The organism is Actinoplanes sp. NPDC021490 (assembly GCF_055562135.1).
On sequence record NZ_JBVHFW010000010.1, the window covers coordinates 265,731 to 278,886 of the forward strand.

Below are 13,156 nucleotides of genomic sequence, written 5' to 3' on the forward strand. Positions count from 1 at the left end.
TTTTTTTGGTGCCCGGCCGCTGCGGCCGGGGCGGGCGGCGGGGGTCCCACCCGGGTTGCGGACGCCGGCCCTTGCTCATTGACGAAGGCTCCGGCGCCTCAGGTCGATCTCCCGCCAGTTGTCGGGGATATGAGCGATGAACAGAGTCTGCACCGGGGAAAGGTGGCCGGCCGCCGCGAGCATTTTCTGCTCCCGGATCCATCGGCGCGTGTCCGTTCGCAGGCGTTGCACACGGGCTCGGGCTCGGGCGTCCTGGGGATCGTTGTACGGCTGATCGCTCTCGAGGAGTTCCAGGGCTGCCTTGTAGGCCGCTCGCCACCTCGCGGGCAGGGTCATGGTGTTCGTTCCCATCAGGTCGTTTCCTTGCTCTGTCAACGAAGATCGCGGTCCGGCCGCCCGAGTCGGGGGTCGAACTGGTAACCGCGGGCCGGATGGCCAAACCTGCATTCGCCCGGTTCCGCCGAAACTCAGTCCACGGTGGCTCTGTCTGTTTCGCGGCCGGAGATCTTCAGGCCCGGGACCGGCTTTCTCGCGACCGCCGGTCGAGAAATTTCGAACCGGTTTCGCGATATGGCGGCCGGGCGTGTTCCTCCGGCGCCGGTTTCGAGCAGGCGGCCATGTACATCCATTGCAGGTGTCATCGTGGATAACGTTCCGTTCGCCGCCGCAAGCCAACATGAATGATCAAGGCTGACGCACAAAGAGTCGGCCGGAAGGACTCTCCGGCATTCGGCCTGCCGATGATTTTGCCAGAAAGGTCTGACTGAACTTGCACGGACTGTTGCCGTGATGCAACCACCTGCTAACAGGGGAGCCGCCGCAGGGCAATAGGGCGCGGACCCCCCTCGGCAATCATTTCGAGGGAGGGGCGACGAAAACGGTCGCCCGGCGGCCAGGGACCTCTCGGTGTTCCGTCCGCCCGGCGTGGCCGGCCCGGCGTCCCGGGCGTCCGGAAGTTCTCCCCCGATCGCCAGATCGTGCGACCCCTAACGGGTGCCCGCGGTCGGACGGCCCGCGCCGCAGGGCTCGATCGCGCCGCCGGAGGTCGGCCTCTGACCCGATTTAGCGCGCGGGGAGCTCGGCCGGCGGCGCCGCGCCGCCGGTCCGGACTTCCGGCAGGCCGCGCGGCGCGGCGGACGGGGGTCAGCCGAAACTGGCCCGGTCGGCGTACGTCGCGCCTACCTGGACGGGGCTCGCTGCACCGCGCTCCCGGTGGGTCCGGCCGTTGCTGGATCGCGCCGGTTGAAGGGCCGGCCCGGCATTCCGCATGGAATGGCTGCTCAAGACCACGATCATCTCGAAACGAATGGATCCGCCCCGGGGCGGTCATCTATTTCCGGCTCGGACCGGAGCCGCGGAACCTTCGAGCGGGGTCCGCCGAACGGCCATTGGCGGCCCGTCATTCCGCCGCTCGACGGTATCCGCGCGTTCGACGTCCGACGTGGGCGATATGCCGTTTTCCATTCCGTAAGCCACCGCGCAAAACGGTACGAAAGGAAATGCGATGAACAAGCTCACCCGCGCCCTCACCATGGGAGGGTTCGGCGTCCTCGCCGCACTGGCCGTCGGAACCGCGCCGGCGCAGGCGACCACCACCGCCGGTGCCGCGGCGGAGAGCAAGACCACGGGCAGCCAGGTCACTCAGTGGCGCGACGGCACCCAGGTTGTCGGTTTCTACCGGACGCTGCGGGCCTGTGAGATGGCCGGCCAGTTCGGCGAGCGCCGCGGCGCCTGGGACGACCACGACTGTGACCGGGTGCAGCTCGGCGTCCGCCGGGGCACCTGGGCCCTCGAGGTCGCGGACGACGAGGACTGGGGCCGGTTCGGCTTCAACCGTCCGTTCACCGTCGTGCGGGGCTTCCCGGCCCAGTTCCGTCCGGGCTGGTTCGGCCAGGTCCGTCCGGGCAACCGGGGTCACTTCCGTCCCGGTCACCCGCGTCCGTGGTTCCGTCCGGGTAACCACGGCCCGATCGGCCGTCCCGGCCACGGCCACGGCCCGATCGTCCGCCCGGGTCACGGTCACGGCCACGGCCCCATCGTCGGCCACGGCCCGCGTCCCGGCCAGCACGGCCCGGGCCCCCGCTGAATCGGGGCAGCCTGACCGTCGGGGTTCCTCTGCCGGCATCTCATGGGTCACATGATCGGCAGAGGGACCACGACATCAACAACGGATCCTGAGGCTGACAACGCCTTGATCTACCTCCGGTGCCGCTGGGTAAACGCCTTTCCCCAGCGGCACCGGTCCCTATGAGAGCGACGGAGACATCCGTGAACGACAACCCGATCACCGGGCGCGTCCGGCTGTTGCTCGGCCGTGCCTCCGTCGACAGCGCAACCGCGGTCTACCCCGTCATCCCGCCGGCCGCGGTGCCCTCGTCGTCGCCCTCGGAGGACACGCAATCTCCCGCGCCACCGGTCCCGGCTCCGGCTCCGCAAGCCCCGGCCCCGGCGGCCCGGCCCGGCGAGGCGCTTCAGGTGCTGACCCTGGCCCAGCGGACGGCGGAGGAATATGTCGCCGCGGCCAACGAGAACGCGCGAGCGGTCCAGGCGGAAGCGGAGAAGAACGCCGAGCACTGCCGCCGGCAGGCCCGCGAATACGCCGAGCAGGTGCGGGCCGAGGCGGACAAGCTGCTGACCGCGGCCCGGTCCACCGCCGAGCTGACCCACCGGGAGGCGCACAGCCAGGCCGCCGACATCCGGCGCCAGGCCGAGCAATTGCTGGCCGATGCCCGCGCCGAGGCGGAGCGCATCGTCGCCGGCGGCAACGCGGCCGCCGAACAGCTGGAGCAGCAGGCGCAGCGGCGGTACGAGGACGCGGTCGGCGGGCTGGCGGTCAAGCGGAAGGCGTTGCAGGAACAGATCGAGACGCTGGAGGTCTTCGACGCCGATTACCGTCGCCGGCTCATGTCCTTCCTGCAGGGTCAGCTGCGCGCGCTGTGGGCCGACCGGCCGCAGCCCGTCGACGTTCCCGGGGTGGAGTTGCAGCTGCCCGGCGGGCCGGTCTGACCGGGCTCAGCGGCGCGGTGCCACCGGCGCGGACAGGCCGCCGCCGAACAGGCGCTGGTCCACCTCGTTGAGCGAGAGCTTCAGCGCGCCCAGCGCGACCGAGTCGGCCCCCAGCGTCGAGGCGCGCACCTCCGGTGTCCGCAGGCACAGCCGCTCCAGCTCGCGGCGCAGCGGCTCCAGGACGAGGTCGGCGGAGCGGGAGAAGCCGCCGCCGAAGACGACGACCTGCGGGTCGAGGGTGAGCACGAGCGCGGCCGCGCCGACGGCCAGATCCTTGACGTAACGGCCGACCGCGGCGCGGGCGGCCCGGTGCCCGTCGCGGGCGGCGTTGAACACCCAGGCCGCGGCGTCGTCGGGGCTGACCGTGCCGGGGACGCCGGGACAGTTCTGCAGGTGCCCCGGGGCGTTGAGCCAGCGGACCTGCTTGAGGGCGCCGATCTCGCCGGCCGCTCCGCCGAAGCCGCGGCGCAGCACGCCGTCGATGATCAGACCGGCTCCCATCCGCATGCCGGCCAGCAGATAGACGATGTCGTCGGCGTCGGTGGCCGCCCCCTTCCACCGCTCGCCCAGGGCGGCCAGCTTGCAGTCGTTCTCGACGACGATCGGGCAGGAGAACCGGGTGGCCAGGTGCCCGCTCAGGTCGACGCTCTTCCAGCCCGGCAGCGGGGTGAAGAAGCTGGTCCGCCCGGCCGAGTCGACCGCGCCGGTGACCGCGACGGTGACGGCCCAGATGTCGGCCGGCGTCTTGCCGGCCTCGGTGAGGCAGGCGTTGACCACCTCGTCCAGTTCGGCCAGGCGGTCGACCGGCCCGGCCTCGGCGTCGACCGAGTGGCGGACGCTGCGCACGATGTTGCCGTCGAGGTCGGCCAGCAGAGCCAGTATCTTGTGCACACCCACATCGATGCCGAGCACGTGCCCGGCCCCGGCCCGGAACTGATAGCGGCGGGCGGGCCGGCCGACCGCGCTGCCGGCGCCCGGCTCGAGGACGCTGGCCCAGCCGTCGGTGACGAGCCCCTGCGCGATCACGTCGACCGCGGGCCGCGACAGACCGGTGCGCCGCGACAGCTCGGTGACGGTGGAGGGCGGATGGTCGCGCAGCGCGCGCACGATGCTCAGCGAGTTGAGCTCGCGCAGGCGCGGCAGATCGGCGCCGGTCGTCGTCACCTCGGTCAAGTGGGTTCCTTCGCTACACGGCCGGGCCGCCTAATATGCTTCGAGCTTTACAAAATAGCCGGGTCATGGCAAGCCAGGACCCGGCTTGCTCACGAGATCGGGTACGCCTGGGCGGCGGGCGAGATGACCGGGGTGAAGTCGGCCTCCCGCCCGTCGACCGCGAACCGATAGCGGTCCAGCCGCTTGATCTCGGGCCGGGCCGCGAGATAGGTGGTCATGTCGTCCAGTTCGGTCGGGGTCAGCCAGCTCGGCGGGTCCGACACGGCCCGGAACCGGCAGATGTCGGCCAGGTCGCGCAGCCAGCCGAGCTGCTGGTCGGTGAGCAGGTTGAGGCGGCTGCGGAAATAGATGACGTCCGGGTCGACCTCGGTCAGCGGCTGGTGCCACAGCCGGTGCAGGGTGTTGACCACGGCGTTGCGGGCCATCGCGTCGGACGGGTCGTCGCTGGCGTAGTTCTGCCACATCGGCGCGACGTCCGGGCCGCTGCGCAGGCCGTCCAGGAGGCCGAGCGAGGGCAGCAGGATGGCCCCGCTGCCGAGCAGATAGACGTCGTCCCCGGCCGCCTCGCGGATGACGCCGAGCGCGTCACGATAGGTCTGCTCGCGTTCGGCGCCGCCCGCCCGGACCCCCGGCACGGCCCCGGCGTTGATGAAGTCGAGCTTCAGATAGCGGAAGCCCCACTCGTGGACGACCCGGTGGATGAGCTCGCGGATGTGCTCGAGGGCGGCCGGGCGTGACAGGTCGAGGGCGTAGTAGCCGGTTCCCCAGTTGTGCCCGGCGATCACCGGGGCGCCGTGCTCGTCGCGCAGCAGCAGTTCGGGGTGCTCCCGGGCGAACCGCGAGCCGGGCAGGGCGATGAACGGGGCCAGCCACAGACCGGCGATCAGGCCCGCGTCGCCGATGCGGTCGGCCAGGGCCTTCATCCCGTACGGGAACTTCTCGTTGGGATGCCAGTCGCCGACCATCTGTTCCCAGCCGTCGTCGATCTGCGCCACGTCGAACGGCAGCCCGCGCAGGTCCTTCAGGTCCTTGGTCAGCTGCTGGTCGTTGACGGTCTCGTAGTACGCGTACCAGGAGCACCAGACGTTGCCGGCCCGGCGGTCGCGGCGGCCGAACCGCTGCGCCAGGTGCCGGGTGTAGGCGGCGAACACCTCCTGTTCTCCTCCGTAGGCGGCGAACCAGGGCGCCGCGCCGTGCTCGTACCAGCCGGCCAGCGTGTCCCGGTCGGCCTGCAGGCGCGGTGAGCCCAGGCCGAGCGCGCCGAGCAGCAGCACGTTGCCGTCGCCCGCGTCGAGGGCGGCCACCGCGGAGGAGTGGTGACGGGCCGGATCGTCCCAGACGTCGTCGTCGGCGGTGACCCGCCGCTGCGGGTTGGCGATCCGCAGCGGCGGGCCGGATAGCCGGCGCCATCCGCACGGGCTCCAGGAGTTCTGCCCGTGGCGATAGAACAGGGCATCGCCCAGTCCGTGCAGCAGCGCGACGCGTCCCGGCGGCAGGATCAGGCCGCCGTCGGCTGCCTCGGGGCGGCCGGAGCCCTCGTGCTGAAGGGCGAAGGTGCGGCCGGCGAGCTCAATGAGCAATGCCATGGTTCTCCTTGGTTCAAGGCGCGGCGGGTGGTTACTTGAAGAGGGCGTTGACCTGGTCGTTGGCCTTCTTGAGCGCGCTTGCCGAGTCGCTGCGGCCCAGCACGGCCGACTGGATGGCGTCCTGCACGGTCTGGCTCACCTCGTTGCCGTGCTCGGTGATGGGCAGGAAGAAGGTGCCGTTCGCGGCCTGGGCCTCGTCGACGAAGACCTGCACGTCCCGCTTCTTGGCCTGGTGCGCGGCCAGGGCCTTCTCGCCGGCCTGCTTGATGGCCGGGAAGACGACGCCGTTGCCGCCGACGATGTTCTGGCAGTCGGGCGAGCCCAGGAACTTGACCCACTTCCAGGCCTCGTCCTTGTGCTCGGTGCCGGCCCAGATCGCGTCGGACAGCCCGTTGATCGCGGTCTTGCGGCCCTGCGGCCCGGCCGGCACCGGGGCGAACGCGAACTTGGCCTTGGCCGAGTCGCCGAGATAGGTGTTGATCGTCCAGGACCCGGCGTAGCTGATGGCGCCCTTGCCCGCGCCCATCAGGGTGTCCCGGCTCAGCGTCGAGTTCTTGTCGAGCGCCGGGCTGTAGCCCTTGGCGATCAGCGCCTTGAACCAGTCGATGGTCGCGGCCAGGGCCGGGTCGTCGTACTTGTACCGGGTTCCCCACGGGTTCTTGTCGAGATAGGTGAACCCGTTGCTGACGGCCAGGTTGCCCCAGCCGTTCTGCCCTGCGAGCCGTCGGCCCACTCGGGCAGATACCCGTACACCTTGACCTTGGTCTTGTCGAAGGCCGGATCGAGCCCGTTCTTGCCGTTGGCGTCCACGGTGGCCCGGGCGATGAGCTTCTCGAACGTGCCGCCGTCGGTGGGGTTCCAGCTCAGATTGGCCAGGTCGGCGGCCTTGATGCCCTGCTTGGTCAGGTGGTCCACGTTGTAGACCAGGGCCATCGTGTCCCAGTCCTTGGGCAGGCCGTACCGCTTGCCGTCCTTGGTGAACAGGTCGGCCAGCCCGGCCTGGTACTGGGTGAGGTCGACCTTGTCGGCCTTCACGTAGGGCTCGATGTCGAGGATCTGGCCCGAGGAGACGAACTGCGGATAGTACGAGCCCTGGTTGGTCCACACGTCCGGCGCTTCGCCCGAGGCGAGCTGGGTGGTCAGGTTCTGCCAGTACTGGTCCCACGCCGACTGGGTGATCTGGATTTTGATGTTCGGGTTGGCCGTGGTGAACGCGTCGGCGCAGGCCTGGTAGGACGCCTTCTGGTTGTCGTCCCAGAGCCAGTAGTCGAGGGTGACGGCGTCGCCGCCGCTGTCGCTGTCGCCGCCGGAGGAGCAGGCGGTCAGGCCGGTGAGGACGGCCAGCGACAGGAGGGCGGCCGCGGCCCGGGTTCTGCGGGTCATCTGACTCTCATCTCTTCGGTTGCGGGGGAGCGGTTATTTGCTGCCGGTGAAGTTGAGCGACTGGACAAGGCGCTTGCCGACGAAGATCAGCAGGATCGCGACGGGGACGACCGACAACGTCGAGGCCGCCATCAGGCCGGTCCAGTCCGGCTGGGTGTTGGGTGACTGCTGGAGGAAGACGCCGAGGGCGACGGTGACCAGGCGGTTGTCCTCACCCCGGCCGACCAGCAGCGGCCAGAGGAAGTCCTTCCACGCCCAGACGGTGGTGGTGATGCCGATGGTGATCAGCGGGCGCGGCTCATCGGCAGCGAGATCCGCCAGAAGATGCCCCAGGGGCCGTTGCCGTCGAGGATGGCGGCCTCCTCGACGTCGCGGGGCAGCGACAGGAAGAACTGGCGCAGGAAGAAGACCGCGAACGGGGTCATCAGCAGGCTCGGCGCCACCATGCCGGCCATCGTGTTGATCAGGCCCAGATCCTTGACCAGGACGAAGTTGGGCAGCAGCGTGAAGATCGGCGGAACCATCAGGGCACTGATGAGGATCGCGAAGACCAGGTCCCGGCCGGGGAACCGCAACCGGGCGAAGGCGTACCCGGCCATCGCGCAGAACAGGGTCTGGAACACCGCGATCAGCCCGCAGTAGATGGCGGAGTTGAGGATGTAGCGGGCGAAGTCGATGTGGGCGCCGGAACCACCGGCCGCGCGGGCCTCGGCCTCGCTGGTCAGGCCGAGCACCCGGGCGAAGTTGATCAGGGTGGGGTCGCGGGGCAGCAGGCCGGCGTTGTCGCTGAGCAGGTCGCCGGCCGGGGTGAGGGCCGTACGGATCATCCACCAGAACGGGAAGATGGTGGCCACGACGATCACGGCCATGACGGTCCAGCCGAGTAATTTGCGCATCGGTTCGGTCCTCACGCCAGGTCCGAGCGGGACGCCCGCAGAAGGCGCATCTGGATGGCGGTCAGCACGCCCAGGATCAGCGCCAGGAAGACCGCGGCGGCCGACGCGTAGCCCATCTGGAAGTACGAGAAGGCCTGCTGATAGATGAAGTAGTAGAGGACCCGGGTGGCGCCGGCCGGGTCGCCCTGGGTGGTCACGGCGATGGTGTCGAAGATCTGGAACGAGCCGATCAGCGAGACGACCAGAACCAGCGCCAGGACGGGTCGCAGCAGCGGCAGGGTGATGGACCGGAACATCCGCCACTCGCCGGCGCCGTCGATCGAGGCGCCCTCGTACAGGTATTGCGGTATCTGCAGCATCCCGGCGTAGAGCAGCAGCGCGGTGTAGCCGGTGTAGGCCCAGGTGTTGATGGCGGCGATCGACGGCATGGCCAGCGCCGCGTCGGTGAGGAAGCCGACCGGACCGACGCCCAGCGAGGTCAGCAGGTGGTTGACGAAGCCGAGGTTGGTGTCGAGCAGCCACATCCACAGCAGGCCGACCGTGACGTTCGGGACCAGCCAGGGCAGCAGCAGCGTCGCCCGCAGCACGACCGAGCGGGTCAGCCGGTGCATGAGCGCCGCCACGACCAGGGCCAGCACGGTCTGCGATCCGATGTTGAGGACGACGTACCAGACCGTGACCAGCAGGGAGTGCCAGAACTGGCTGTCGTGCACGAGCTTGTCGTAGTTGTCCGCGCCCACGAACTCGGGGGCGTTGAGCATGGAGTAGTCGGTGACCGAGTACCAGGCGCCGCGGATCGCCGGATAGCCGTAGAACACGGCGAACCCGGCCAGCACCGGCGCCAGGAACCACCACGCCGCGCGACGGTCGTCGCGCCGTTTCGTCGAGCTCATCCTCGCCTCTGCTCCGTCTTCGCCGTCGTATCGCCCGGGGCTCTTGCCAGCTGCCCCGATGTCGAATAATGATGTAGACCTTCGATACTTTGTCAATACCTCTTCGTAATCCCCGGGCAACACGATCCCCTCGGAGACCGACAATGAGAAGATCCCCCGCCGCCGCCGTCCTCGGCGCCCTGCTCGCCCTCATCCCCGGCGCCGCGGTTCAGGCCGCCCCGGCCGGGCCCCCGCCCCGCCCGCCGGCGCCGTCCGCCCCCGACCCCGCGCTGACCGCACACCCGCTGACCGCGGCGCCCGGCCCGGTGGACAACCCACTCAAGGGCTGGGCCAAGTTCTACTCACCCGGCAGCAACCAGAACGTCGGCTACCCGCACTCGCTGACCTGGGGATACTTCGGCCTCTCGGAGATCATGACCAGCGCGTCGAACTGCGGCATCTACAACTGGTCGATCATCGACAGCATGCTGGCCGAGACCGCCGCCAGCGGCAATCAGGCCGCGATCCGCGTCTACCTGACCTATCCCGGCGGCACCGGCACGCACCCGGCCAACGCCATCCCGCCCTGCTTCGCCGGCAACGTCGCGACCCGGGCCGACACCTACTGGAACGTCACCCACCCCGACTACGACAGCCCGTACGCGATGAACGCGCTGCGCAACTTCATCGCCGCGTTCGGCGCCCGCTACGACGGTGACCCCCGGCTCGGATTCGTCCACCTCGGACTGGTCGGGCTGTGGGGGGAGTGGCACACCTGGCCGTACGACACCGACACGGCCGACGGGCGCCCGAACTACATGCCCACCGACGCCAACGGCGCCCAGCTGATCGCCGCCTACGACGCCGCCTTCAGCCGGACCAAGCTCGAGATCCGCAACCCGGACGCGGCCGGGAACGCCGCCGGCAGCCGCGACATCGGCTACCACGACGACTCGTTCTGCTTCCGCGAGGGCTCACCGCTGCAGGGGGTCACCCTGCCGCAGTCGATGGGCGGCGCGTCCTACGCCCACCTGCAGCGCAACCTGGCCACCGGCACCGAGAACAAGTGGATCACCAACTCGATCGGCGGCGAGCTGCGCCCGGAGATCCAGTCGACGGCCTTCCAGAGCTGGCCCGACGGCTCCGGCGCGGTCGACAACCTCAAGGCCTGCATCGAGCTCGCCCACGCGACCTGGATGATCAACGAGCAAAGCGGCAACTACCCGGCCGGCGACGCCAACGTGGCCGCCGCCGTGCGCCTGATGGGCTACAACCTGACCGTCGACAACGCGTACTACCGCGACACCGCGAGCGGCAGCGTCAACGTCGGCGTGCGGATCGCCAACACCGGCGTGGCCCCTTTCTCCTACCCGTGGACGGTCACCCTCGGGCTGAAAAACACCAGCGGCACGGTCGTACGCACCTGGGACACCTCGTGGGACCTGCGCAAGGTGCAGCCGCTGACGATCCGGAACTTCCCGGACTGGAACGCCGGCGCCGGCTACCGCGACTTCGGCTACCGGCAGTACTTCCAGCACACCGCTGACCTGTCCGGGCTGGCCAACGGGTCGTACCAGTGGGTGCTCCGGGTCAAGAACCCGATCGAGGCGGTCAGCGCCAACGCCAAGAGGCTGCGCTTCGCCAACGCCACCCAGCAGGCCGACGGCTGGCTCGGGCTCGGGCCGGTCACCGTCGGCACCGGCTCCGGCGGCCCGGCCAGTCACGAAGCCGAGGCCGGGACGCGCACCGGCGGCGCCGCCGTGTCCGCCTGCGCGGCCTGCTCCGGCGGGCAGAAGGTCGGCTGGGTCGGCAATGGCGCCACCCTCACCTTCACCGGCGTGACCGGCGGCGGCGCCCGGACGGTCACCTTCCACTACCTGACCGCCGAGACCCGCACGGCCACCGTCAACGGGCAGAATGTCACCTTCGCCTCCACCGGCAGCTGGGACACGGTCGGCACCACCGCCGTCACGCTCACCCTGCCCGCCGGCTCCACCACGATCACCGTCGCCAACCCCGGCGGCTGGGCCCCCGACTTCGACCGCATCACCGTGAGCTGACGACATGAACCTCGACGACCTGCCGCTGCGCGACTATCGACCGGTCGCGTCGGTCCGGCTCCCGCGGACCCGCGTCGCCCGTGCGGCGGTACCGGCCGTCGACGTCCACAACCACCTCGGGCGATGGCTCGGCGACGGCGACTGGCTCATCCCCGACGTCGCCGGGCTGCTCGATCTCATGGACACCGCCGGCGTACGGGCGATCGTCAACCTCGACGGACGCTGGGACGCCGAGCTGGACGCGAACATCGCCCGCTACGACCGGGCGTACCCCGGCCGGTTCCTGACCTTCTGTCACCTCGACTGGACGGCGCTGCACCGCCCCGATCCGACCGGCGCGCTGATCGCCGCGTTGCACCGGGCCCGCGACGCCGGCGCGCAGGGAGTCAAGGTGTGGAAGGACCTCGGACTGGGGGTCACCGACGCCGGCGGCGCGCGGGTGCTGCCCGACGACCCCCGGCTGACCGACGTGTTCGCCGCCGCGGGCGAACTGGGCCTGCCCGTGCTCATCCACACCGCCGATCCGCTCGCCTTCTTCGCCCCGCTCGACGTGCGCAACGAGCGGCTGGAGGAGCTGGCCCAGAACCCGGACTGGTGGTTCGGCGGGCCCGGGCATCCCAGCTTCGACCGGCTGATGCGGGCCCTGGACACCGTGGTCGGCCGCGCGCCCGGCACGGTGTTCATCGGCGCCCACGCGGGCTGCGCCGCCGAGGACCTGGCGTGGGTGGACGGCATGCTGCGCCGGCACGCCAACTTCCACATCGACCTCGGCGGGCGGCTGGCCGAACTGGGCCGGCAGCCGCGCGCCATCCGCCGGTTGATCGTCGCGCACCCGGACCGGGTGCTGTTCGGCTCCGACGCCTTTCCGGCCACGCGGGAGGCGTACGAGACCTATTGGCGTTTCCTGGAGACCGAGGACGAATGCTTCCCGTACGCCCCGGGCGAGCCGGTGCCGCCACAGGGCCGCTGGGACATCTCGGCGATCGGCCTGCCGCCGGACGTGCTGACCAAGGTGTACGCCGCCAACGCCACCCGCCTGCTGCCCGGCCTCTGACGCCGACTTCGGTCGGTCGGGGATAGACCTGAGACGCTTATGCGCGACCGGACGGCGATGGTCTGCTGCAGTCATGAGACGGATCGCAAGACCGGCGCCGGTTGTCCTGCTGCTGGCGCCGTTTCTGGGGGAGACGCTGTCGACGGCGACACCACCGCTCGATCTGATCCTGCCGTGGCGGCTTCCCCTGATGGTCGCCCTGTACGGCTGCGGCGCGCTGATCTGCCGGGAGGTGGCGTACCGCTTCGGGCTCGGTCTGTCCGGTCTGTGCCTGCTGGGCGCAGCGTACGCCGTCTACGAGGAGGCGCTGGTCGACCGGTTCTGGTTCGACGCTCGTTACTGGGACAGCGTGGGTGTCGGCTCCTACAGCGAGGTGTGGCACACCAACCTGCTCCTCGCCTCGCACCTGACCGCCTTCCACACCGCGGTCAGCATCGGCTCGTCGGTGCTGCTCGTCGAGTGGCTCTTCCCGGCCTGGCGCCGGCGCCCGTGGGCTGGGCGTCGTGGTCTGACCCTGGCCGGGCTGGCGCTGGCCGCCGTCCTGCCGTTGACCTACGCCGACTTCGCGCGCGTGCCGGCCGGTCAGTTGCTGGCGGCCGCGGCCCTGTGCGTTTCGCTCGTCGGGTGCGCCTTCCTGGCGCCCCGCTTTCCCCGGCGGCCGATGGCGGTTCGGCCCCGGCCGCGGCCGGCCGGCCTGATCGCCTTCACCGGCACGGCCGCGCACTTCGTCCTCGTCTACGCCGTGGCGTCGACCGGCATCGGCTGGCCAGTCGGAACGGCTGTCGCGCTGGCGCCGATCGCGGTCGCGGGCGTGCCGGCCTACCGCTGGGCGAGAGGCGGTGGAGCGTACGGGCAAGGTGCTCTCTGGGTCGTGACCGGGATCCTCGCGTTCTTCCTCATGCTGGACGCCGTGGTCGGGCTGGGCGGCCGCTACGACCTCGCCCTCGGTGCGGCCGCCCTCGCCTGGGGCCTGTGGTGGCTCCACAGGCGAACGGGTACTCAGTCGCGGTAACAATTTTCATGCATGGACGGGCAAAGGTAAAAAGAATTTGCTCGTACGCATTGACGGGTATCGACAAGTGCGGCGATGCTGTGAACCCCGATCCCCCCGGAGTCCCTTCCCCAA

The 13,156-nt window shown here is 70.2% G+C and carries 11 protein-coding genes; 5 read left to right on the forward strand and 6 right to left on the reverse strand.

Going from position 1 to position 13,156, the window contains the following annotated elements; all coding sequences use genetic code 11:
- Positions 1-1,504 precede the first annotated feature (1,504 nt).
- On the forward strand, positions 1,505-2,086 hold the full coding sequence (locus ACZ3I4_RS26220) for a hypothetical protein (protein ID WP_465384660.1): 582 nt from the start codon (positions 1,505-1,507) through the stop codon (positions 2,084-2,086).
- Positions 2,087-2,268: 182 nt separating this feature from the next.
- Positions 2,269-3,006, forward strand: coding sequence for a hypothetical protein (locus ACZ3I4_RS26225; RefSeq protein ID WP_465384661.1), 738 nt, complete (start codon positions 2,269-2,271; stop codon positions 3,004-3,006).
- Positions 3,007-3,012: 6 nt separating this feature from the next.
- Here ACZ3I4_RS26225 and ACZ3I4_RS26230 read toward each other — a convergent pair whose 3' ends face one another.
- The 6 genes from ACZ3I4_RS26230 to ACZ3I4_RS26255 all read right to left on the reverse strand — a co-directional run bounded on the left by ACZ3I4_RS26230 (position 3,013) and on the right by ACZ3I4_RS26255 (position 8,937).
- Positions 3,013-4,170, reverse strand: coding sequence for an ROK family protein (locus ACZ3I4_RS26230; protein WP_465384745.1), 1,158 nt, complete (start codon positions 4,168-4,170; stop codon positions 3,013-3,015).
- A 98-nt stretch (positions 4,171-4,268) separates the two neighbouring features.
- Positions 4,269-5,765, reverse strand: coding sequence for a glycoside hydrolase family 36 protein (locus ACZ3I4_RS26235; protein ID WP_465384662.1), 1,497 nt, complete (start codon positions 5,763-5,765; stop codon positions 4,269-4,271).
- A gap of 31 nt (positions 5,766-5,796) precedes the next feature.
- Entirely contained in the window at positions 5,797-6,459 is a 663-nt protein-coding gene (locus ACZ3I4_RS26240) for an extracellular solute-binding protein (RefSeq protein ID WP_465384746.1), read from the reverse strand.
- A complete protein-coding gene (locus ACZ3I4_RS26245) occupies positions 6,351-7,148 on the reverse strand; it encodes an ABC transporter substrate-binding protein (protein WP_465384663.1) in 798 nt (265 codons plus the stop codon). Before ACZ3I4_RS26245 ends, ACZ3I4_RS26240 begins: the two co-directional genes overlap by 109 nt.
- A gap of 284 nt (positions 7,149-7,432) precedes the next feature.
- Positions 7,433-8,044 carry a carbohydrate ABC transporter permease gene (locus tag ACZ3I4_RS26250; protein ID WP_465384664.1) on the reverse strand — a complete coding sequence of 204 codons (612 nt, stop codon included), beginning with the start codon at positions 8,042-8,044 and terminating at the stop codon, positions 7,433-7,435.
- A gap of 11 nt (positions 8,045-8,055) precedes the next feature.
- Complete coding sequence (locus ACZ3I4_RS26255) at positions 8,056-8,937, reverse strand: carbohydrate ABC transporter permease (protein ID WP_465384665.1); 882 nt, start codon at positions 8,935-8,937, stop codon at positions 8,056-8,058.
- Positions 8,938-9,080: 143 nt separating this feature from the next.
- On the opposite strand from ACZ3I4_RS26255, the gene ACZ3I4_RS26260 reads away from it, so the two are divergent.
- The 3 genes from ACZ3I4_RS26260 to ACZ3I4_RS26270 all read left to right on the forward strand — a co-directional run bounded on the left by ACZ3I4_RS26260 (position 9,081) and on the right by ACZ3I4_RS26270 (position 13,042).
- A complete protein-coding gene (locus tag ACZ3I4_RS26260; RefSeq protein WP_465384666.1) occupies positions 9,081-10,976 on the forward strand; it encodes a DUF4832 domain-containing protein in 1,896 nt (631 codons plus the stop codon).
- A 4-nt stretch (positions 10,977-10,980) separates the two neighbouring features.
- Positions 10,981-12,030, forward strand: a complete 1,050-nt coding sequence (locus tag ACZ3I4_RS26265) for an amidohydrolase family protein (RefSeq protein WP_465384667.1) — start codon at positions 10,981-10,983, stop codon at positions 12,028-12,030.
- Between the two features lie 73 nt (positions 12,031-12,103).
- A complete protein-coding gene (locus ACZ3I4_RS26270) occupies positions 12,104-13,042 on the forward strand; it encodes a hypothetical protein (protein WP_465384668.1) in 939 nt (312 codons plus the stop codon).
- The last annotated feature ends 114 nt before the right edge of the window (positions 13,043-13,156 follow it).

Excerpts from the sequence above, each read along its gene's own strand:
- ACZ3I4_RS26265 (WP_465384667.1), top strand. The coding sequence starts at position 10,981 with ATGAACCTCGACGACCTGCCGCTGCGCGACTATCGACCGGTCGCGTCG.
- ACZ3I4_RS26245 (WP_465384663.1), bottom strand. The coding sequence starts at position 7,148 with ATGACCCGCAGAACCCGGGCCGCGGCCGCCCTCCTGTCGCTGGCCGTC.
- ACZ3I4_RS26220 (WP_465384660.1), top strand. The coding sequence starts at position 1,505 with ATGAACAAGCTCACCCGCGCCCTCACCATGGGAGGGTTCGGCGTCCTC.
- ACZ3I4_RS26235 (WP_465384662.1), bottom strand. The coding sequence starts at position 5,765 with ATGGCATTGCTCATTGAGCTCGCCGGCCGCACCTTCGCCCTTCAGCAC.
- ACZ3I4_RS26260 (WP_465384666.1), top strand. The coding sequence starts at position 9,081 with ATGAGAAGATCCCCCGCCGCCGCCGTCCTCGGCGCCCTGCTCGCCCTC.
- ACZ3I4_RS26270 (WP_465384668.1), top strand. The coding sequence starts at position 12,104 with ATGAGACGGATCGCAAGACCGGCGCCGGTTGTCCTGCTGCTGGCGCCG.
- ACZ3I4_RS26255 (WP_465384665.1), bottom strand. The coding sequence starts at position 8,937 with ATGAGCTCGACGAAACGGCGCGACGACCGTCGCGCGGCGTGGTGGTTC.
- ACZ3I4_RS26250 (WP_465384664.1), bottom strand. The coding sequence starts at position 8,044 with ATGCGCAAATTACTCGGCTGGACCGTCATGGCCGTGATCGTCGTGGCC.